The following is a 23,049-nucleotide window of genomic DNA, read 5'->3' on the forward strand; positions in this document are numbered from 1 at the left end:
AAAGAATGAGATCAGAAAAACATCATAAAGGCTGGAACGAAATAAAAACCAATGACTCTTGGGCCATTTTTAAAATAATGGGTGAGTTTGTAAATGGTTTTGAGCGCATGAGTAAAATTGGACCATGTGTATCTATTTTTGGGTCTGCCAGAACAAAAGAAGAAGATCCATATTACAAACTAGCAGTATCAATTGCAAAATCTATTGCAGAAGCTGGTTATGGCGTAATTACTGGTGGCGGCCCGGGTATTATGGAAGCTGGTAACAGAGGTGCGAACCTTGCCGGCGGTACATCGGTAGGTTTAAATATTGACTTACCCTTTGAACAGCACGACAATCCGTATATAGATAATGACAAGAGTTTAGATTTCGATTATTTCTTCGTAAGAAAGGTAATGTTCGTAAAATACTCTCAAGGTTTTGTAGTAATGCCTGGCGGATTCGGAACATTAGATGAGCTTTTTGAAGCTATCACTTTGATACAAACGCATAAAATTGGAAAATTTCCGATTATATTAGTGGGTAGTGATTTTTGGACCGGACTTATGGACTGGGTAAAGGGCACCATGCTTAAAATGGGAACCATTAGCCCCGAAGATTTAAATCTTATTCAAATTGTAGACACCGAAGAAGAAGTTGTTGAGATCATAGATACCTTTTATAAAGGGCATAGCATGAGTCCTAATTTTTAATCTTAGCCTTGATACGAAATTTTCATTCATTTCTCTATTCCTGTATTTTATTATTAGTTGCTAATGCAACTAGTTGTTTTGCTCAGTACGAAACCGACCTTAGTGTTACTTTAAACGAATACACTAAAGAGCTCGATATTCGTCAAGAATTCACGTATTACAACAATTCAAATTATAACTTAGGGGTAATATATTTTAATGATTGGGCGAATGCCTACTCAGATAAAAATACAGGATTAGCGAAAAGGTTTGCACAAGAATTCAAAAAATCGCTTCATTTGGCCAAAGCCAATGAGCGAGGTAAAACTACCATTATAAGTGTAGTAGACGATTCTTATAACGGACTTGAATGGAGCCGTACAGAAGGTAAAGACATTTTAAAGGTAACTCTTGACAATATATTGTTACCCAACACTTCTACTAAAATTTTCATTACCTACAAGGTAAAACTACCTCCGAACAAATATACTAGTTATGGATATGGTAACAGAGGCGATTACTACCTAAAAGACTGGTATTTAACCCCTGCTGTATATGATGGTAAATGGCATTTGTATTCAAATAAAAATCTTGAAGATCTTTATATGAACGAGACCAATACGGTCATCAAATTTAAATATCCCGACAGCTTATATCTTGCCTCTAATTTTGATATTGACTCAGAGTCAAAATTTCCAAGTGGTCAGTTCGCGCAGCTTAAAGGTAACTTGCAACGTGGTGGCGAAATAATACTTAGTCCGCGAGAAGACTTTTTTACACACCGCACACCGCATATGACTTTTTTAACCGATATCAGAGCACCAAGATATAGTGTTATTGGTCAAGGTTTATCAATCAATAAAGTTGCTAATTTTATTCACCAAAACTTAGGAGATTATCCTCATGAGAAAATATTAGTAAGTGAGTTAGACTATAACAAAGACCCACTTTATGGTCTAAACCAACTCCCCTCTTTTATCCGCCCGTACGAAGAACAATTTCAATTCGAAATGAAATTCTTAAAAACGGCAATCAACAGTATTTTAAGAGAAACGATGTTCTTGAATCCACGTAAAGAACAATGGTTGAACAGTGCAATCGCCAACTATTTAATGATAGCATATATAGATAAGTATTACCCTGATCAAAAGATGATGGGTAAACTATCAAATATTTGGGGTTTTAGAAGTTTTGAATTGACAAAAATGGACTTCAATGACCAGTATGCTTTTTTATACAACCTTACGGCGCGTAAAAATTTAGATCAAGCCCTACAAACCTCGAACGATTCGCTTATAAAATTCAACCAAAAAATCGCAAACAAGTATAAAGCAGGTTTAGGTTTGGCTTACTTAGCAGATTATATTGGTAAAGAACATGTAGATGAAAGTATAAAGACCTTTTTTGAATATTATAAACTAAATACTGTTAAGGTTCATGATTTTGAATCGATATTAAAACGCTCTACCGAACAAGATATTAATTGGTTTTTTAAAGATTACGTATCTACAGACCGCAAAATCGATTTCAAAATAAAAAAGGTACAGAAAGACACCGATTCATTACTAGTTACCATAAAAAATAAGGAAGGTACCAATGTACCAATTTCAGTGTTCGGACTCAAAAAAGATTCTGTGGTTTCTGAATATTGGTTTAGCAATATTGAGTTCGAAGAAACCTTTGCTATACCTAATAACCAAGAAGATAGGCTGGTTCTAAATTATGACAAAAAAATACCAGAATTTAACCAACGAGACAACTGGAAATCTTTAAAAGGATTCTTATCGAGTAACAAAAAATTAAAGTTCACCTTCTTTAAAGATGCTGAAAATCCATATTACAATCAAGTTTTCTATGTTCCTGTTTTGAGTTTTAATGTTTATGATGGTTGGACCCCAGGTATGCGTTTATATAACAAAACTTTACTAGAAAGACCCTTTGTGTATGATTTCTCACCTTCTTACTCATTTCGAGAAAAAGCTTTTGTGGGCTCTGGAAAATTCAGTTATAGAAAATACTTAAGTAAAAGCGGGTTGTATGTTGCTCAATATAATATCGGTGCCGGCACTTCTCACTTTAATGAAAACTCTAGATACTCGTCTGTAACACCATCTTTAAGTTTTGGCTTTAGACCCGCAGATTTATTATCGAATAAAAGAGATTTTCTGTCGTTCAGGTATGTAAATATTTTTAGAGATTTTGACCCAGCACTTTTAAGCTTGTCGAATGATCCTGAAAATCCAGATTATAGTGTTTTTAATACCCGTTACTCTAGCAGAAACAATGGTATATTAGATTACAACTCATGGTTCTTAGATTTTCAATTAGCAGGTAACTTTAGCAAACTATCGTTTGAATATGAGTATAGAAAGCTTTTCGAAAACAACCGACAATTGAATCTTCGATTTTTCGCAGGTAAATTTTTGAGTAATAATACACAAACAGATTTCTTTAGTTTTGCCCTTGACCGCCCTACCGATTACCTTTTTGATTACGGGTATTTAGGTAGGTCAGAAGATTCTGGTATATATAGTCAACAGATTATTATCGCCGAAGGCGGATTTAAATCTTTTCTTGATCAACAATATAGATTCTCTAATGATTGGATGGCGACGGTAAACGGTAGTTTCAACCTATGGAAATGGATAGAATTATATGGTGATGCTGGTCTAGTGAAAAATAAGGGGATTGACGGCAAGTTCGTTTATGATTCTGGGGTACGTTTAAATCTAGTAACAGATTATTTTGAATTGTATTTACCTGTTTACTCAAATAACGGCTGGGAAGTATCGCAACCGAACTATGGTGAAAAAATAAGATTCATCATCACTGTTAGTCCGAAAACCTTAACAGGACTATTCACAAGAAAATGGTTTTAAACTATTAAATCTGAATACAGATCCTACTATTTTTAGTTAAAATTCACATATTTACAATATTATACCAAATTTGTTGAAAAATATGGAATAAATTAACTCGGTACAGCGTTGCTAAAAAGTACTTGATTCGGTAATTTTGTATAAACACATATAATACATGGATGTTTCTTCTAAAACCAGTAATGATATTTCTTTTGAAGATTTCAAAGAACAAATTATCAATGACTACGAAATTGCTTTTCTAAGTAGAACCTGTAGCTTATTGGGAAGAAAAGAAGTACTAACCGGTAAAGCCAAGTTCGGTATTTTCGGTGACGGTAAAGAATTACCACAATTAGCCATGGCGAAGTCATTTAAAAATGGTGATTTTAGAAGTGGCTATTACAGAGACCAAACATTTATGATGGCTCTAGGTTTACTACAACCAAAAGAGTTCTTTCACGCCCTTTATGCTACCACAGATATTGAAAAAGAACCTATGAGTGCGGGTAGGCAAATGGGTGGTCACTTTTTAACGCATAGTTTAAACGCAGATGGCAGTTGGAAAGATCTAACAAAACAAAAAAATAGTAGTGGAGATATTTCGTGTACTGCGGGGCAAATGCCTAGACTTTTAGGTCTTGCACAAGCATCTAAAGTATATAGAAACCAACAAGGACTAGACAGCGCCAAGTTTTCAGTAAACGGTAATGAAATTGCATGGGGCACCATTGGTAACGCCAGTACTAGCGAAGGCATGTTTTTTGAAACTATAAATGCTGCGGGTGTATTACAAGTACCTATGGTCATTAGTGTTTGGGACGATGAATATGGCATTTCGGTACCTGCAAAATTCCATACTACGAAAGAAAATATTTCAGAAATTCTATCTGGTTTTCAACGAACTGAAACCGAAAAAGGGTATGAGATCCTAAGAGTAAAAGGTTGGGACTATACTGCTTTAATGCATGCCTATGAAAATGCGGCAGATATTGCAAGACAAGAACATGTACCAGTATTGATTCATGTAAGCGAATTAACACAACCACAAGGTCACTCTACCTCTGGATCACATGAACGTTATAAAGATAATGTTCGTTTAGAATGGGAACGTGACCATGATTGTAATAAACGCTTTAAAGAATGGATTATAGAATCGGGTATTGCAACCACCGAAGAGCTTGAGTCTATTGAAAAAAGAATAAAGCGTACCGTTAGAGAAGCTAAAAAACAGGCTTGGGACGAGTATTTGAAAGAAAATCTGGCTGAGAAGTCTGTATTGATCAACATAATAGAAAAGGCAGCTACTAAAAGTGCCAACAAGAATTTCCTTAATAAATTAAAAAATGATCTAATTGCAGTGGAAGAGCCACTTCGCAAAGATTTGGCAATTTCAGCAAGAAAATCTTTACGCTATTTACTAGGGGAAAATTCGCAAGAAAAGCAATATCTAATTCAATGGACTGCCAACTTTCTAAAAGAATCCCAACATAAATATAGCTCGCATTTATATAGCGAAAATGATAATAAAGCGACAAACGTTACCGCTATCTCTCCTGAATACAATGACGATGAAGAACAGGTAGATGGCAGAGTTATTCTAAGAGATAATTTTGACAAGCTATTTGAAAAATATCCTAATACCTTAATTTTCGGAGAAGATACAGGAGCCATTGGTGACGTAAACCAAGGTCTTGAGGGTATGCAAGAGAAATACGGCAAAATACGTGTTGCAGATACCGGTATTCGCGAAACCACAATTATTGGGCAAGGAATAGGTATGGCCTTAAGAGGACTAAGACCTATTGCCGAAATTCAGTATTTAGATTATATTTTTTACGCGCTATCTACTCTTACAGATGATTTAGCCACATTATTATATAGAACAGCTGGTAAACAAAAAGCACCGTTGATTATTAGAACAAGAGGGCACAGACTAGAAGGTATCTGGCATTCTGGATCTGAAATGGGCGGACTTATCCATTTACTGAGAGGCATGTATATTCTTGCACCTAGAAATATGACACAAGCTGCCGGATTCTATAACACACTTTTAAAGAGCGACGAACCTGCTTTGGTAATAGAAAGTCTGAACGGATATCGATTAAAAGAAAAGAAACCCAAAAATCTTGGTGAATTCTGTACTCCGATTGGTAAAGTTGAAACCATTAAAGAAGGAAGCGATATTACCTTGGTCTCTTATGGATCTACACTACGTATTGTTCAAAAAGCAGCCAAAGAATTAAATGAAGTGGGTATTAACGCAGAAATAATAGATGCGCAAACCTTACTACCCTTTGACATTAAAATGGAGGTTTTAGAAAGCGTAAAGAAAACAAACCGTTTATTGGTAATAGATGAAGATGTACCTGGCGGATGTTCGGCTTATCTTTTAAATGAAATTGTAGAAAAACAAGGTGCCTTTAAATATTTGGATAGTACACCACAAACCCTAAGTGCAAAAGCACATAGACCTGCTTACGGTACTGATGGCGATTATTTTTCTAAACCAAACAGAGAAGATATATTTGAAAAGGTTTATGCGATAATGCACGAAGTAAATCCCGATGACTATCCGAAATTGCGATAATTACTATAATTTTAAGTAAGAAAAATCCCATCTATTTTGGGATTTTTTTATGTGCCAATTTCTCCCTCAAAAAAATACAATTATTTTAATTGTTACGTATAAAACTTTAACATGCTGATAACTAAGCCACCCGGTTTTTAGCTACAAAAATTTTACAATTAATATATTAGCATCGCTAACATATTTTAGAAAAATCAAAAAAAAAAATGATACTTTTAGAGTAAATATTCTGTATTAATGAAAAATACCATATTAAAAGAAATTGGCTTAGCTTTTTTTAGAATTGCAATTTCAGCGATGATGTTGACCCACGGTCTTCCAAAATTTCAAAAGCTAATTTCGGGTGATTTTCAATTTGCAGACCCAATTGGTATTGGTGAAACTCCCTCTTTATTTTTAGCTGTAATAGGTGAGTTTATTTGCCCAATATTAATCATCATTGGTTTTAAAACTCGTTTAGCAGCGATACCAGTAGCCATAACTATGGCAGTTGCAGCATTTATCGCTCATGGTGCAGATGATTTTCGCACTCAAGAAAAAGCATTGTTTTACTTAGTTTCTTTTATTACCATTGCATTATTAGGTCCTGGTAAATTCGGTATTGACAAAAAATAAACCTTACACTATTTTAAAAAGCAATTCTTTAAGTAGATCCGCATCTTTCATTGGTGCCGCCCCTACCCCTTTTCCTTTCAAATCCATCTCACGTAAACTTGAAATAATTCCGCTAACTTTTTTCATTGGGTAATTTCTGGCAGCGGTTTGTATTTCACTTACAAAATATGGGTTTATTCGCAATGCACTCGCCACATTTTTAGGACTGTGATCGCTAAGACCATGGTACTGCAATAACTGGGTGAAAAAGGAATGCAATAAAGTTATCGTCAATATAAAAGGATTGTCTTTTGGGTTCTGAGCAAAGTAATTGATGATTTTTGTCGCTTTTACGATATCTCTCTCGCCAATTGCTCTTTTCAGTTCAAAATTATTATAGTCTTTACTAATACCAATATGCTCTTCAATGTGTTGTGGATTAATTTCAGTTTCTTTAGGCAAAGCTAGTTTTAGCTTTTCAAGTTCTTTGCTGATCTTGCTCAAATCTGTGCCTAAATACTCCACCAAAAGAAGAGCAGCCTTATGCGAAATGGTATAACCACTACTTAATAAATGTTTTCTAAGCCAATCGCTAACCTGATTTTCGTAAAGTTTTTTACTTTCAAAAATTACTCCGTTTTTTTTAACGATCTTATGTAGCTTTTTTCGCTTATCAAGCTTTTTATATTTATAACAAATAACAAGCACAGTAGACATTTGAGGATTCTCTGCGTAAGAGCAAAGGTTTTCTATAGTTCTCGAAAGGTGTTGTGCTTCTTTTACTATAACCACCTGTCGCTCTGCCATCATCGGGTAGCGTTTGGCATTACCTACGATATCTTCTATAGATACATCTCTACCATAAAGTACCATCTGATTAAAGCCCTTTTCTTCTTCGGTCAATACCTTCGCCGCTATATAATCTGAGATTTTATCAATAAAATAAGCTTCTTCCCCGTATAGGAAATAAATAGGACTAATCTGTCCTTTCTTAATTGCATTGACTATTTGTATTGCTTCATCCATTCAGAAAAATTCATCAACTTTGTATAATGCAGCGACTAAATTTCCCTAGCTACACTTTCAGGGTCAAAAATAGCGAAAATAGAACCTTGATTTTTGACGAAATACGTAAAAAATTTGTGGTTCTTACTCCAGAAGAATGGGTAAGGCAACATGTAGTTCAATTTCTTATTCAAGAAAAGAACTATCCTATGAGTCACATTAACGTAGAAAAGCAGATAACCCTTAACGGATTAAAGAAAAGATATGATATCGTTGTATTTAAGCCTAACGGAGAATTAAACGTACTAGTAGAGTGTAAAGCACCAGAAATTACCATTTCTCAAATGACATTCGACCAGATCGCACAATACAATTTTAAGTTGAATGCGACCTACTTAATGGTCACGAACGGACTCACTCATTTTTACTGTAAAACAGACTTTGTTGCGGAAAAATATGAATTTATGCAAGAGATTCCTGATTTTAGCCGTTAATTTGCGATCGTTTTGAAGATAGCCGTAGTCATATTAAACTGGAATGGTGAAGTGCTTTTAGAAAGGTACTTGCCCTCTGTTATCAAATATTCTAATGATGCCGATATATATGTTGCCGATAATGCGTCTACAGATGACTCGGTTGCTTTTGTCAAAACCAACTATCCTTCGGTAAAAATTATACAGAATACAGAAAACGGCGGATTTGCCAAGGGCTATAACGACGCCATGGTAGATGTCGATGCTGATATTTATTGTTTATTGAATTCAGACGTCGAAGTAACCCCTAATTGGTTGAACCCAATTATAGATGCCTTTACAACGATACCCGATGCCGCTATAATTCAACCTAAAATTTTAGATTTGCTAAAAAAAGACCATTTCGAATATGCAGGTGCTGCCGGTGGTTTTATTGATCAGTTAGGGTATCCGTTTTGTAGAGGCAGGGTTTTTCAGACCCTAGAACGTGACAATGGTCAATATAATGATACCAGAGAAATATTCTGGGCTACAGGCGCATGCATGTTTATCAGAAAAGAAGTATTTCATGAACTTAAGGGTTTTGATGCAGACTATTTCGCTCATCAAGAAGAAGTAGATTTGTGTTGGCGTGCAAAAAACCATGGGTACAAAATATTATATGTAGGATCATCGAGCGTATATCACTTAGGTGGCTCAACCTTAAGTAATATGAATCCTAAAAAAACATATTTGAATTTTAGGAACACATTATTCTCTATCACCAAAAACTTACCGAGAAGAAAAGCGTTCATAATTATTTTCTTGCGATTGTTATTAGATGGTATTGCAGCAATACGATTTCTTTTTCAGTTAAGATTTAAGCACTTTTTCGCTATTTTTAGAGCACATTTAAGCTTTTACAGACAGTTTAGAAAAATGTACCGTAAAAGAGAAAAAACGCAATTTCTCAAGAATTACTATGCTACGAAGTCCATAGTATGGTCTTATTTCGTACATAGAATAAGTAATTTTAACATTTTAGTAAAAGATTAACTAACGTGTTAAATAAGTGGCTTTGTAATTATATAATTTTGGAGTCGCTTAGATGCGAAATTAGAGTAAACAACTAAATAATTATAATAGAATTAAATTATGAAAAAAGTATTATTAGGATGTCTTGCAGCAACGCTTTTACTTTCATCTTGTGTATCTTCAAAGAAGTATGCAGATCTTGAAGCTAAGCACAAAAGTGCACAAGATTTATTGAATTCAGCTACAGTTAAATTAAACGATTGTTTAGAAGAAAAAGCAACTGCTTCATCTAGACTACAAACTTTAGAAGATCAAAATGCATTTTTAAAAGCTAACAATCAAGATTTGATTAACAATATGGGTAACTTAACAACTTTGACTACCAAAGGTGCTGAGAACTTAGAAAAATCTTTAGAAAGCTTACAAGAAAAAGATTTAACCATTCGTAAATTAAACGATGCTATTACACGTAGAGATTCTGTTAACCTTTCATTGGTACAGAGCTTAAAAGGTGTTTTAGGAAATATGGATGATGACGATATAGAAATCAGCGTTGAAAAAGGTGTTGTATTCGTATCTATTTCTGACAAATTATTATTCAGCAGCGGTAGCTACAATGTTACTAGTAGAGCTAAAGAAGTTCTTGGTAAAGTTGCTAAAGTTGTAAATAACAAGCCAGATTTCGAATTCATGGTAGAAGGTCATACAGACAACGTACCTTACAGAGGTAACGGTTCTTTATTGGATAACTGGGATTTAAGTGTTAAGCGTGCTACTGCTGTTGTACGTATCTTGCAAAACGATTTCAATGTTGACCCTAAGCGAATGACTGCAGCTGGTAGATCAGAGTTTATTCCTGTTTCTTCAACTGAAAAATCTAAAAACAGAAGAACTCGTATTGTTGTTCTTCCAAAAATCGATCAGTTCTATAGCATGATCGAAGAAGGAATGAAAGATCCTGCAATCAACAAATAATATTTGATTGTCATATAAAATAAAAGCGGCTCAATTGAGCCGCTTTTTTTATGCCATAAATTTAAATGATAAAGTGTTTAGAGAATATCTAAACTTCCTTTTCCTTCACGAATAACCTCAGGTGCACCATTTGATACATCTATAATTGTAGAACCAATATTACCGCCATAACCACCATCAATAACGACATCAACAAGGTTATCCCATTTTTCAAAAATTAACTCTGGGTCGGTAGTATACTCTAATACATCATCTTCATCGCGAATAGAAGTCGATACTATTGGGTTGCCTAACTGCTCAACTAATGCTTTAATAATACTGTTATCTGGCACACGAATACCAACGGTCTTTTTCTTTTTAAATTCCTTAGGCAGGTTGTTATTTCCTGGTAAAATAAAAGTATACGGACCAGGTAAAGCTCTTTTCAAAATCTTGAACGTAGCGGTATCGATTTGGCGTACATAATCAGATAGGTTACTCAAATCGGTACAAATAAAAGACCAGTTGGCTTTCGCTAGTTTAATGCCTTTAATACGTGCAATTTTCTCAAGCGCCCTTGAGTTTGTAATGTCGCAACCTAAGCCGTAAACCGTATCGGTAGGGTATATAACCAAGCCACCTTTACGCAATACCTCCACTACCCTTTTAATCTCTTTAGGGTTCGGGTTCTCTTCGTATATTTTAATGAATTCTGCCATTCCATTTAGGATTTAAAAACCATTTCGTTATTAAATATACATAACTATCCCAACACTTCTAATTTAGCAAAGCGAAGCAACAGTTTTTTAATATCTCCTTTATCAAACATTATTTCTGCCTTTCTATCATTACCAGAACCTTCAATTTTCACTACCTGACCACGACCAAAACGGGTATGATTTATTAATGAACCTTCCATAAGATTTGGATCTATGGTATTTGTGTTACCCACAGGTTCACCCAATTGCGGCTTCAACTTACGTAACTTTTTTAGTTGACCAGAATTAGGTTGGCCAATAATAGGTGGTGTTCCTCTAACTGGCTTATCTTGACGTAATCTACTTTTATCAACTTCACCAAAAATATCAGCATTTATAAGAGGCTTGTAGCGATAGCCACCATCTACAGGAGTCAAATTCTCAACATATTTTTCATCGATTTCTTCTAAGAAACGACTAGGTTCTGCATCTATTAATTTACCCCAACGATATCTATTCTGAGTATATGTTAAATATGCTTGTTTCTCAGCTCTGGTCAAAGCAACATAAAATAACCTTCGCTCCTCTTCTAACTCGCTACGGGTACTCATACTCATACCTGATGGAAAAAGGTCTTCTTCCATACCAACAATATATACGTACGGAAATTCGAGTCCCTTTGCCAAGTGAATGGTCATTAAGGCTACCCTATCATCATCACCGGTATCATTATCTAAATCGGTAGCTAGGGCGACATCTTCTAGAAACTCACTAATATTACCTGTAGCATCAGCTATTTCTCTTTGACCTTCAACGAAATCTTTAATACCGTTTAAAAGCTCTTCGATGTTCTCCATTTTACCTATTCCTTCCGGAGTTCCATCCTTCTTAAACTCTAAAAGAATACCCGTTTTTTTGGCGACATGTTCAGACAAGGCAAAAGCATCAGTAGTTTCGTTCATAACCTGAAAACTCTTTATCATGGTTACGAAATCTTGAAGCTTTCGTTTTGTACCAGAATTGATCTTTAAATCTATTCTGTCAATATTTTCCATCACCTCAAAAATGGAGCGGTTGTAATGGTTAGCCGCTACTACCAACCTATCTAAAGTAGTACCACCAATTCCCCTTGCAGGAAAATTTATAACCCTTTTTAATGCCTCTTCATCTTTTGGGTTAATTACCAAACGTAGGTAAGAAAGTACATCTTTAATTTCTTTACGTTGGTAAAAAGACAAGCCACCATAAATACGATAAGGAATATCTCTTTTACGCAACGCATCTTCAATAGCCCTCGACTGTGAGTTGGTTCTATATAGTACGGCAAACTGACCATTGCCCATTTGCTGTTGCATGCGATGATCCCAAATAGAATTGGCTACAAACCTACCTTCTTCAGCATCTGTCGTACTTCTATGAATTTTAATAGCTGCACCATCATCATTCGCTGTCCAGACTACTTTCTCTATTTGGTTTTGGTTTTTTCCTATAACCGAGTTTGCGGCATTAACAATATTACGGGTCGAGCGGTAATTCTGTTCTAAACGATACATGCCTACATTATCATAATCTTTTTGAAAGTTCAAAATGTTACTAATATTTGCCCCTCTAAAAGAGTAAATACTTTGTGCATCATCACCTACCACACATATATTTTGAAAACGATCGGCCAAAGCCTTTACAATCAAATACTGAGAATGGTTGGTATCTTGATACTCATCAACCAAAATATATCTAAATCGATCCTGATACTTCATCAACACATCAGGAAAACGTGTTAACAGTTCATTTGTTCGCAACAGTAAATCATCAAAATCCATCGCACCTGCCTTAAAACAACGATCTACATAATTTTCGTAGATATCACCAGTTCTAGGTTTTTTTGCCATGGCATCTTGCTCTACCAAATCTGGATCATTTCGATAAGCTTTTACGGTAATTAAGCTATTCTTAAAAGACGAAATTCTATTTTGAATCTGCTTGTATTTATAAATATCCTTATCGAGTCCCATTTCCTTGATAATCGAAGCCAATAACCGCTGAGAATCTTGGGTATCATAAATAGTGAAATTTGCCGGGTAGCCCAGTTTATCACCATCTATACGTAATAGTTTTGCAAAAACGGAGTGGAATGTTCCCATCCAAAGATTTTTTGCTTCGCTAGCACCTACAATATTGGAAATACGTGCTTTCATTTCACGTGCTGCCTTATTGGTAAATGTTAATGATAAAATATTAAAAGAATCTACACCCTGCGCCATTAGGTGTGCAATTCTATAGGTAAGTACTCGGGTTTTACCCGATCCAGCACCAGCAATAACCATTAAAGGTCCGTCTTTATGCAAAACAGGAGCCTTTTGGGCATCGTTCAATTCATCTATAAATGAGCTCAAATTTTCTTTTTTTAATGACGTAAATTTAGCCATTATTGAGGGATAGAAAAAGTGAAGTGTTTTAGATTTGTGAACAATGGATGGTATTTCTTTTCATTTTGAATATATTTAAACTTTAATTCCGCATAAAGAGCTTACAAGTTGATACATTTAGGCTAAATGATCAACCGAAATATAGAAAACCAATATACATTAAATACTGATTATGAGAAAACTAGGAGTGTTAGCCCTTGTTCTTTTCGGTTTTACCGTTCAGGCACAAGGTCCAAATCTTGAAAAAGACTATAAAGCAATAGAAAGCAAGGTAGTTGATTGGAGAAGGGAAATTCATCAGAATCCGGAATTAGGGAATCGTGAATACAAAACAGCAGAAAAAATTGCAAAGCATTTAAAATCTTTGGGTATTGAAGTTCAGACTGGTGTTGCTCATACTGGTGTAGTTGGAATTTTAAAAGGAGACTTACCTGGCAAAGTAGTTGCATTAAGAGCAGATATTGATGCCTTACCAGTTACAGAACGTAATGACTTGCCGTATAAATCTAACGTTACTTCAGAATTTATGGGTGAAAAAGTAGGTGTTATGCATGCATGTGGGCATGATACGCATACTGCTATTTTAATGGGCGTTGCAGAAGTAATGTCTAAAAACAAAAATAAGATAAAAGGTACCGTAAAGTTCATTTTTCAACCAGCAGAAGAAGGACCGCCACCAGGAGAAGAAGGTGGAGCACTTTTAATGGTAAAAGAAGGTGTTATGAATAGCCCAAAAGTTGATGCAATTTTCGGTTTACATATTAACTCTCAAACTCCTGTAGGGGTTATTAAATATAAATCTGGTGGTACTATGGCAGCCGCTCAGCAATTCGTTATTAATGTAAAAGGAAAACAATCGCACGGTTCTCAACCATGGTCAGGGGTTGATCCCATATTGATCAGTGCTAAAATTATTGACGGTTTACAAACTATCATTAGTAGAGAAACAGAATTAACCAATGAAGCTGCAGTTATAACCGTTGGTAAAATTAAAAGTGGCGTTCGTTTTAATATTATACCAGAATCTGCAGAAATGATCGGTACTATTAGAACATTAGATTATGACATGAAAGACAAGCTTAATAAGCGTATGGTCGAAATGGTAAGCGATATTGCCAAAGCATACGGAGGTGAAGCTACGTGTACAATAACAGATGCTACAGATATTACATACAACAACCCAGAATTGGTAGAGCAAATGTTACCTACCATGAAAAGAGTGGCTGGTGATGCTAATGTTCAATTTCAAAAAGCGGTTACAGGTGCTGAAGATTTCTCATATTTTCAAAGAGAAGCTCCGGGATTTTTCTTTTTCTTAGGAGGAATGACTCCTGGTACAACAGAATCATTTCCGCACCATACACCAGACTTTTTAATTGACGATAGTGGTTTACTTTTAGGCGTTCGTACGCTTACAGAAATGAGCCTGGATTATTTAAACAGTGACCAAACACCACTTTTAGATATTAAAATAAAAGGATAATTTTGATGAACGATTTCTTTAATAGTATTCCAAGTCCACCGTGGTGGACTTGGAATTTTTTGTTTCTTCTCATAGTTGCTATCTGGGATATTTTTATTCAGAAAAGGCATACCATTAAACACAACTTCCCTGTGGTAGGGCACTTGCGTTATTGGCTAGAAAGTATTGGTCCAGAAATGCGTCAATATTTTGTTGCTAACAACCGAGAAGAATTGCCTTTCAATAGAATTGAAAGAGGTTGGATCTATGCATCTGCAAAGAAAGAGAATAACTACGAAGGTTTTGGTTCTGATAGAGATTTATATGCACACCAGCATATATTCATCAAAAACAGAATGATGGGTTATGAAGTACCTGTTGGACACCCAAATGCTGCAGAACCTACGTTTATTCCTTGTGCAAAAGTTATGGGACAACAAAATAACCGAAGAAAACCTTACCGACCAGCCAGTGTTGTAAATGTATCGGCCATGAGCTTTGGTTCATTATCTGCAGCTGCCGTTGAAGCTATGAACATTGGGGTCAAAAAAGCCCATGCTTATCATAATACCGGTGAGGGCGGTTTATCACCTTACCACAAACATGGTGGTGATATTGTTTTTCATTTTGGGACCGGGTATTTTGGTGTACGATCAGAGGATGGGAATTTCTCTATGGAGAAAATGAAAAAATTGGTTGAGGACAATCCGTGTATAAGAGCTATTGAAATTAAATTATCTCAAGGTGCAAAACCAGGAAAAGGTGGCGTATTACCAGGAGCTAAAATTACACGCGAACTGGCTGAAATTAGAGGTGTTGAAGTAGGTAAAGATGTATTGTCACCTGCAACCCACAAAGCGTTTTCTAATGTTAGGGAGTTAATGGCACTTATAGAGGATATTGCTGACGAAACAGGTTTACCGGTAGGTATTAAAGGTGCTATCGGAAAATTAGATCAGTGGGAAGAATTAGCAGATATTATGTTAGAGACCGGTAAAGGTCCAGATTTCATTACCGTAGATGGTGGTGAAGGTGGTACAGGTGCCGCTCCCCCATCATTTGCAGATCACGTATCGCTGCCTTGGGTTTATGGATTTTCAAGTTTATATAGAGTTTTCTTAAATAGAAACCTTACCGATCGTATCGTATTTATCGGCTCTGGTAAGCTCGGCTTCCCTGCAAAAGCAGCCATGGCATTTGCCATGGGTGTTGACTGTATTAATGTAGCTAGAGAAGCAATGATGAGTATTGGGTGTATTCAAGCTCAAGTTTGCCATACCAATACCTGCCCTACAGGTATTGCTACACAAAGTAAATGGCTTCAAAAAGGAATTAACGTACCTTTAAAATCTGATCGATTGGCACAATATTTTAATACGTTTAGAAAAGAATTTTTAGAAATTACGCATGCTGCCGGTTATGAGCACCCTAGTCAATTTACTATGGACGATGTGCAAGTAAACGTAGATGACCACGACCTAAATAAAAGTTTAGCATCGACCTACGGTTATAATAAAGCAAAAGTACCGTTCGCAGGAGTTCAACAATTAAAAGACTGTTCGTACCTTGGCGGCAAAATTTAGATTAACCTATTCAATTTATATGACACGATTTATTTTATGTTCAGCTATTTTTTTAATTGGTTTAACTTCTATTCAAGCTCAGAAAAAAAGTGAGTTAATAGAACAAAATCAAAACTTAAAATACAAGTTAGATTCCATTTCTAGAATAATAAGTACATCTCAACGAAATGAGAAGTTAGCCGATCAACGCTCAACTGAGTATCAATCTCAGGTAGCAGAGTTGCAAGATGCTAATGCCACTTTAATGAAAAATTTAAATAGTTTTGCGGCCTTGTCTAGTCAGAATTCAGAGAATATTAATAAGACCATGGCAGCCTTAGAGCGCAAAGAAAAGCAACTTAAAGGGGTAACAGATGCCGTTGCTAGCAATGATTCAACTGCAGTTGTTATACTAACCAATACTAAACAAGTATTGGGTGAAAATGCAAAAGTTGGTGTAGCAGATGGTTCTGTGGTTATTTCTGAAAAATTAGATTATTTCTTTACTGACGGAGTTGGTATAACGCCTTCTAGCGAATCTAGAGCGTGGATCGAGAATGTAGCGAAAGTTGCAAATGCGAACCCTAAAAGTGTAATTACTATTGCGAGTTTAAATATTACAGGTGAAATGAACATCGCCATACAGCAAGCAACCGCAATTGCTAGTATTTTAATCAAAGATTTTGGTGTTGACGGAGAACGAATTGTAGCTGTTGGTAAAGATGGCGGCTTACGTGAATCGCTACAAGTAAAGTTTCAACCAGATTATAAAGCATTTTATGATATGGCGAAGGGAGACGTTAAAAATTAAATAACTTGCATTTCATCGATGAAGTGCTATACTAATTGAAAAATTTAGACGTTCTTATTTCATATATCATAACTAATTAAAAAATGAACTCTGACCAAATTTTTCAACTTTTCGCTTATTTGATTCCTTCCGTAGTTACTGGTGCAATTGCCTTCTATTTTTTTAGAATGCATACCAACAACGAAGAAGGTAGAAGACGTTTTCTATTGCATAAAGACTCTCAAAAAGATACTTTACCTATTCGTTTACAAGCTTACGAAAGAATGGCGCTATTTTTAGAACGCATTTCGATACCAAGTTTAGTTGTTCGTGTAGCACCACAATCGAAAGAAAAGGGAGCATATGAGAGTTTGCTTATAAAAAGCATAGAAACTGAATTCGATCATAATCTTACGCAGCAAATTTATTTGACCGACGAATGTTGGAATATTATTAAAGCGGCTAAAAGCGCAACTATTCAAATGATCAGAAAAGCTGCTATGAGTCAGACCGATTCTGCCGATAAATTAAGAGAAGATATTTTGAATGAAACGATGGATAAAACATCACCATCGGCTACTGCCCTATCTTTCGTTAAAAAAGAGATAGGCGATTTGTGGTAGAAAATTAAATATAACAGTACAAGAATAAAAAAATGCTTTCCAAATTGGAAAGCATTTTTTTTGTTTGTTCATATATCAAAAAGCCCATTTTTTAATGAACATTATTCATGTTCATTTGGTTCAATTGGGTTTGTTTCCTCATTCTTATTTTTTGCATATAAATAACCTCTTTTCCACCAAAGCGTCATTTTTGCCTTATCGAATATTAAAGAGTTAGTCGTTAATATTGTAGGCGTATAAAATAGGTTGATTATTGCATTTTTTTGGTTGGCAACCAATTTCCCTATTCTAATGTTTTGATTTTCAATTCTATCTAAAATGAAGCTCAGCATTGTGGTAATCAGCTCAAAAGGATTACGAGATGCTACCCTATTCATATAATTTACCTCGGTATGTAAAACAACAACATCTACTTCTGTTGCTCCTCTTTTTATAGCTTCTTCAATAGGTACAATACTACCCAACCCACCATCGGCATACTCGCAATAATTTTTACGAACCAAACTCATGAACGGAACGTAATTAGCTGATATCCAAATCCAATCGCAATAATCTTCGTAGGTACAATCTTTAATAGATTTATATTCTACTTGATTTAGTGATAAATTAGAAACTGTAATAATAACATCCGAATCGCCGTTCTTTAACGTTTCAAATTCTTCGATAGTCAAGCTATTTTCAATAAGTTTTCTAAGGTTTTCACTTTCTCCAAAGGTTTTTTTACCGCGAAGAAAGTTTTTCAAAACCCTCCAGTGATCTATAGAGATTTCCTCATTTCCACGTATATTCTTGACCAAAAACGGACAGTTATTGAAAATGCTCTTCTGATTTACATTAGAATATATTTCTTTGATTTTATCTAGTTTACCTAACGCTAAATGAGAGATAAGCAAACTTCCGGTAGAAGTACCTACAAAAATATCATACTTTCTACCTTCTTCTTGAATAAGGTATTGGGCAACGCCACCTGCAAAGGCTCCTTTACTACCACCACCAGAAATAACTAATGCTTTCATTATTACTTTAATTTCGTTTTAAGATAACGCAAATCTGATGAATTTAGTTGCTTTGCTACCTTTTCAATTTCTTTTTTCTGTTGTTCATCAATCCACAAGGTATCAAATAACTGTCTTGCATAGTTTCTAAACTGCCAAGAATGATGATTGGTCGCCTTTATCAAATTAACATAGGCATCATCATTTAAAGCACTTATTTCAAATAAATATTGAAACGCAGTTTGTCGCACTTCAGCATTGTAACAAGAATCAGTATAACCGACAAGTTCATTGTGATAATACATTTGTTGACTTGGATTATAATCAGGAGTAAATAATGCCAATGTCAGCCAAAGCAAACGCACATTCTTATTTGGCAAACCAATTATGTCTTTAGTTTTTTCTAAATAAGTACTTCTATCATAATCAAAACTACTCCACAAATTATAGAGCATTAATTCATTGGTAATATAACTATCATCCAATAACAACGGCTCAGCAAACTCTTTTAAAATCTCAGAAATTTCACCCATTTTCTGTGCTGCAAATTGCCTTATTCTGATATCATCACTAGCAATTAAAGGCCAAATTTGTAATTCAGGAAAATCACCTTTTTGTTGAAGCAATTCTAACTTCAATTCCGTAGCTAATTCTGAATCCTTTAAAATTTCAGGGGAATCAAAACTATTCTCATCCTCATGTTTCAAAACATAATACATTCTTAATGATGAACTATTTTTCATTAAATAATCTTTCACATCATCCATTGGGAATACGTCTACTTCTAACCAAATAGTTTTAAAATCACTTAAATCATAATTAGCAGCTTCCTCCATTTCAGTAATGAATTCTGCAAAAGTTACATTTTGGAACTTATACTTATTCAAGTAATTCTGAATTCCGGTTTTAAAATTCTCTTCTCCTATTTTATCCTTTAAGACGGCTAAAGCCCATGCTCCTTTTTCATAGAAAGTAAGACTACTAGCTTTAGGGTTCAACAAGCTCTCCCCATCTCCCTTTTCAGAAATATCATTTAACACTTTTGCTGTATCAAATAACTTCCAATAAAAATGATCATCACCAAAAATTTCTTTCTCAGCCAGGTAGGCATAGTAAGTGGCGAAACCCTCATGTAACCAATGGTGCTCGCTACTCTTTTCTGTAACCAAATTACCAAACCATTGATGCGCTAATTCATGGGCATTAATGTTTACATAATTTCTATCAATAAACGAAGTAGAATCAATAACATAAGCATCAGAGAAAAAAGTAGCGCTTGTATTTTCCATACCAGCATATAAAAAATCATGCACTGGCACTTGCTTATAATTCTGCCAAGGATACGCTACACCTATCTCATTTTCTAAAAAATCAAATATCTTTTTAGTATACCTATAGGTAGGTTCCACTTTTAGACTATCACCTGGATAATAGTAGTTTTCAATCGTCACTCCGCTTTCAGATTTCAAAATTTGCTTATTGTAATTGCCGATGGCGAACGCCAACAAATAACTACTCATTGGTTTTTTCATATCAAATAACCAAATAGCATCTTCCTCATCATTATCAGTTTTTAGAAGTAGGTTACCATTCGCAATTACTTGATATTTTTTATCGGCTTCAATTGTAAGATCAAATTCTACCTTTTCTTCCATGTCATCAAAACTTGGAACCCAATGACTTGAATATTTTCCTTGACCTTGCGTCCATATTTGTTCATTGCCTTCTACATCATCATCCCAACCAATAAAATAGACCGTTTGTTTAGGCTTGGCTATATATTCTATAATCAGTTTATAAGATTCGCCCTCTTTGAATTTATATTTAATAGAAATTGTCTTTTCTGTGGCAGTAAAATCTATCTTTTTTCCATCAAGTTCTACTTTTGAAAAATCCATATTCTTTGCATCAAAAAATACGGAATCAACATTTTGTAACACATTAAAACGATAGATCACTCCGCCTTGAATCTTTTTCTCTTTAGGTAATGGACCTAAGTAAATCTTCGCTTTTATAAAATCTACTTTATCTTGATGTTGACCATAAGAACTGAAACAAAAACAAAGAATAAAGGCTAAAACTATTTTTTTCATGCAAATTAATAAGCTAGTAGAGAATCAAATTTAATACTTTAGTTTGTCGCAAATCTACCTATAGCCTATTTTAGTGCCATGAACGCAAATTACTTGCAAACTCCTGTTGTATACCTTAAAGGTGTTGGTCCAAATCGGGCTGAAACCTTAAAGTCTGAATTAGGGGTTGAAACCTATCAAGATTTGCTGAATCTTTTCCCTAATCGATATATCGATAAAACCCAATATTATAAAATAAGTCAGCTACAACGTAGCAGTGCCGACGTTCAAATAATAGGTAAGGTAGTTCACTTAAAAACAGTTGAACAAAAGAAGGGTTCGCGTTTAGTAGCCCGTTTTAAAGATGATACCGGCGAAATAGAATTGGTTTGGTTTAGGGGACAAAAATGGTTACGAGAAAACCTTAAACTGAACGTACCCTATGTAATCTTCGGAAAATGCAATTGGTACAATGGCACATTTTCAATGCCACACCCAGAAATGGAATCCTTGTCTGCACATGAACAAGGCACAAAAGTGTATATGCAACCTGTATACCCATCCACCGAAAAACTAAGCAATAAAGGCGTAACAAATAAGGTGATCAGTAAGATGTTACAACAGCTTTTTATGGAAGTGAATGGTAAATTTTCTGAAAGCCTATCGGATAAATTGCTTTATGATTTAAAGTTACTACCAAAACCGGAAGCTTTATTCAATATACATTTCCCTAAAAATCAAGAGTTATTAGCGAAGGCACAATTCCGCTTAAAATTTGAAGAGTTATTCTATATTCAACTACAGCTAATAGGTAAAAATGTATCTCGAAAGAAAAAAATTAAGGGCTTCCCCTTCAATGAAGTAGGCGACTATTTTAAAGATTTTTACTCCAATAAATTACCTTTCGAACTTACTGGTGCTCAGAAACGAGTAATTAAAGAAATTCGCGCAGACCTTGGTAGCAATGCCCAAATGAACAGGTTATTACAGGGCGATGTAGGTTCAGGGAAAACAATAGTCGCCGTAATGACAATGCTTTTGGCAATTGATAACGGATTTCAAGCTTGCTTAATGGCACCCACAGAAATTTTAGCCAACCAGCATTATCAAGGCATTTCTGAATTGTTAGAAGGAACGGAGATCACTTGTGCGCTTTTGACAGGTTCCGTCAAAAAATCGGCTCGTAAACCTATTCATGAACAACTAGAAAACGGAGAGTTGAATATTCTAATAGGCACTCATGCCCTTTTAGAAGATAAAGTAAAATACAAGAATTTAGGTATCGCCATTATTGATGAGCAGCATAGATTTGGTGTAGCCCAGCGCTCTAAATTGTGGCATAAAAATGAGTTTCCGCCACACATATTGGTAATGACGGCAACACCAATACCTAGAACATTGGCAATGAGTTTGTATGGTGATTTAGATATCTCTGTAATAGATGAATTACCACCTGGGCGTAAACCTATAAAAACCGTACACCGTTATGATGCCAATAGATTAAAGGTTTTTCGCTTTATACGAGATGAGATTGAAAAAGGCAGACAGATCTATGTGGTGTACCCATTAATTCAAGAATCTGAGGCAATGGATTATAAAGATCTAATGGATGGCTATGAGAGTATTGCGCGTGACTTTCCACAGCCAAAATATCAGATTTCTATTGTTCACGGACAAATGAAACCGGCAGATAAAGAGTTTGAAATGAACAGATTTGTACGAGGCGAAACACAAATAATGGTTGCCACCACCGTTATTGAAGTTGGAGTCAACGTACCAAATGCTTCAGTAATGATCATTGAAAGTGCCGAACGATTCGGTCTTTCGCAATTGCATCAATTGCGTGGTCGTGTTGGGCGTGGTGCTGACCAAAGTTTTTGTATTCTTATGACGAGTCATAAACTATCTGCAGAAGCTAAAACAAGGCTAGAAACAATGGTGGCTACCAATGACGGATTCGAAATTGCAGAAGTGGATCTAAAACTTCGCGGACCAGGAGATATTATGGGTACCCAACAAAGCGGACTATTAAATCTAAAAATAGCCGATATTGTTAAGGATAATGACATTCTAAAATCTGCTAGATATTACGCATTACAATTACTAAAAGAAGATCCATCAATTAGTAAACCAGAGAATCTAATTATTAGACATATGTACGCCCAGTTGGTGAAGCATAAGAATATCTGGACGTATATTAGTTAGTTTTATTTCTAACAACTTTACCGTTGAACATCGTAATTTTCAAGAGTGTTAATTTCC

At 35.2% G+C, this 23,049-nt stretch carries 17 protein-coding genes; 12 read left to right on the forward strand and 5 right to left on the reverse strand.

Going from position 1 to position 23,049, the window contains the following annotated elements:
• Window positions 1–5 precede the first annotated feature (5 nt).
• The 4 genes from ACEN2N_RS15295 (at window position 6) to ACEN2N_RS15310 (ending at window position 6,734) form a co-directional block, all read left to right on the forward strand.
• Window positions 6–692: a TIGR00730 family Rossman fold protein gene (locus tag ACEN2N_RS15295; RefSeq protein ID WP_133687382.1), complete on the forward strand. Its 687-nt coding sequence runs from the start codon at window positions 6–8 to the stop codon at window positions 690–692.
• 8 nt (window positions 693–700) lie between these two features.
• A complete protein-coding gene (locus ACEN2N_RS15300; protein ID WP_441825132.1) occupies window positions 701–3,550 on the forward strand; it encodes a metalloprotease in 2,850 nt (949 codons plus the stop codon).
• Between the two features lie 157 nt (window positions 3,551–3,707).
• Complete coding sequence (locus ACEN2N_RS15305) at window positions 3,708–6,119, forward strand: alpha-ketoacid dehydrogenase subunit alpha/beta (RefSeq protein ID WP_441825133.1); 2,412 nt, start codon at window positions 3,708–3,710, stop codon at window positions 6,117–6,119.
• 237 nt (window positions 6,120–6,356) lie between these two features.
• Window positions 6,357–6,734 carry a DoxX family protein gene (locus ACEN2N_RS15310; RefSeq protein ID WP_441825134.1) on the forward strand — a complete coding sequence of 126 codons (378 nt, stop codon included), beginning with the start codon at window positions 6,357–6,359 and terminating at the stop codon, window positions 6,732–6,734.
• Between the two features lie 3 nt (window positions 6,735–6,737).
• On the opposite strand, the gene holA is transcribed toward ACEN2N_RS15310, so the two are convergent.
• Window positions 6,738–7,739, reverse strand: a complete 1,002-nt coding sequence (gene holA / locus ACEN2N_RS15315) for a DNA polymerase III subunit delta (RefSeq protein ID WP_441825135.1) — start codon at window positions 7,737–7,739, stop codon at window positions 6,738–6,740.
• A 26-nt stretch (window positions 7,740–7,765) separates the two neighbouring features.
• Here holA and ACEN2N_RS15320 point away from each other — a divergent pair, with 26 nt between their 5' ends.
• The 3 genes from ACEN2N_RS15320 to ACEN2N_RS15330 all read left to right on the forward strand — a co-directional run bounded on the left by ACEN2N_RS15320 (window position 7,766) and on the right by ACEN2N_RS15330 (window position 10,180).
• Window positions 7,766–8,212, forward strand: a complete 447-nt coding sequence (locus ACEN2N_RS15320) for a type I restriction enzyme HsdR N-terminal domain-containing protein (RefSeq protein WP_441825136.1) — start codon at window positions 7,766–7,768, stop codon at window positions 8,210–8,212.
• A gap of 12 nt (window positions 8,213–8,224) precedes the next feature.
• Window positions 8,225–9,226, forward strand: coding sequence for a glycosyltransferase family 2 protein (locus tag ACEN2N_RS15325; RefSeq protein WP_441825137.1), 1,002 nt, complete (start codon window positions 8,225–8,227; stop codon window positions 9,224–9,226).
• Between the two features lie 99 nt (window positions 9,227–9,325).
• Window positions 9,326–10,180: an OmpA family protein gene (locus tag ACEN2N_RS15330; protein ID WP_441825138.1), complete on the forward strand. Its 855-nt coding sequence runs from the start codon at window positions 9,326–9,328 to the stop codon at window positions 10,178–10,180.
• A 77-nt stretch (window positions 10,181–10,257) separates the two neighbouring features.
• Here ACEN2N_RS15330 and ACEN2N_RS15335 read toward each other — a convergent pair whose 3' ends face one another.
• Both ACEN2N_RS15335 and ACEN2N_RS15340 read right to left on the reverse strand, forming a co-directional pair.
• The gene (locus ACEN2N_RS15335; RefSeq protein ID WP_441825139.1) at window positions 10,258–10,878 is read right to left on the reverse strand and encodes an L-threonylcarbamoyladenylate synthase; all 621 of its coding nucleotides are present in this window, start codon (window positions 10,876–10,878) and stop codon (window positions 10,258–10,260) included.
• 44 nt (window positions 10,879–10,922) lie between these two features.
• Window positions 10,923–13,283: an ATP-dependent helicase gene (locus ACEN2N_RS15340; RefSeq protein WP_441825140.1), complete on the reverse strand. Its 2,361-nt coding sequence runs from the start codon at window positions 13,281–13,283 to the stop codon at window positions 10,923–10,925.
• Between the two features lie 172 nt (window positions 13,284–13,455).
• Here ACEN2N_RS15340 and ACEN2N_RS15345 point away from each other — a divergent pair, with 172 nt between their 5' ends.
• The 4 genes from ACEN2N_RS15345 to ACEN2N_RS15360 all read left to right on the forward strand — a co-directional run bounded on the left by ACEN2N_RS15345 (window position 13,456) and on the right by ACEN2N_RS15360 (window position 17,720).
• On the forward strand, window positions 13,456–14,766 hold the full coding sequence (locus ACEN2N_RS15345; protein WP_441825141.1) for an amidohydrolase: 1,311 nt from the start codon (window positions 13,456–13,458) through the stop codon (window positions 14,764–14,766).
• Window positions 14,767–14,771: 5 nt separating this feature from the next.
• Complete coding sequence (locus tag ACEN2N_RS15350) at window positions 14,772–16,328, forward strand: FMN-binding glutamate synthase family protein (RefSeq protein ID WP_441825142.1); 1,557 nt, start codon at window positions 14,772–14,774, stop codon at window positions 16,326–16,328.
• A 19-nt stretch (window positions 16,329–16,347) separates the two neighbouring features.
• The gene (locus tag ACEN2N_RS15355) at window positions 16,348–17,118 is read left to right on the forward strand and encodes a hypothetical protein (protein WP_441825143.1); all 771 of its coding nucleotides are present in this window, start codon (window positions 16,348–16,350) and stop codon (window positions 17,116–17,118) included.
• An 83-nt stretch (window positions 17,119–17,201) separates the two neighbouring features.
• A complete protein-coding gene (locus tag ACEN2N_RS15360) occupies window positions 17,202–17,720 on the forward strand; it encodes a DUF7935 family protein (protein WP_423999305.1) in 519 nt (172 codons plus the stop codon).
• Between the two features lie 101 nt (window positions 17,721–17,821).
• On the opposite strand, the gene ACEN2N_RS15365 is transcribed toward ACEN2N_RS15360, so the two are convergent.
• A complete protein-coding gene (locus ACEN2N_RS15365; RefSeq protein ID WP_423999303.1) occupies window positions 17,822–18,736 on the reverse strand; it encodes a patatin-like phospholipase family protein in 915 nt (304 codons plus the stop codon).
• Between the two features lie 2 nt (window positions 18,737–18,738).
• On the reverse strand, window positions 18,739–20,808 hold the full coding sequence (locus ACEN2N_RS15370; protein ID WP_441825144.1) for a M1 family metallopeptidase: 2,070 nt from the start codon (window positions 20,806–20,808) through the stop codon (window positions 18,739–18,741).
• Between the two features lie 78 nt (window positions 20,809–20,886).
• Between ACEN2N_RS15370 and recG the strand changes: the two genes are divergently transcribed.
• Window positions 20,887–22,992: an ATP-dependent DNA helicase RecG gene (gene recG / locus ACEN2N_RS15375; RefSeq protein WP_441825145.1), complete on the forward strand. Its 2,106-nt coding sequence runs from the start codon at window positions 20,887–20,889 to the stop codon at window positions 22,990–22,992.
• Window positions 22,993–23,049 lie beyond the last annotated feature (57 nt).

Source organism: Maribacter spongiicola (assembly GCF_052119685.1).
Classification (GTDB): domain Bacteria; phylum Bacteroidota; class Bacteroidia; order Flavobacteriales; family Flavobacteriaceae; genus Maribacter; species Maribacter spongiicola_A.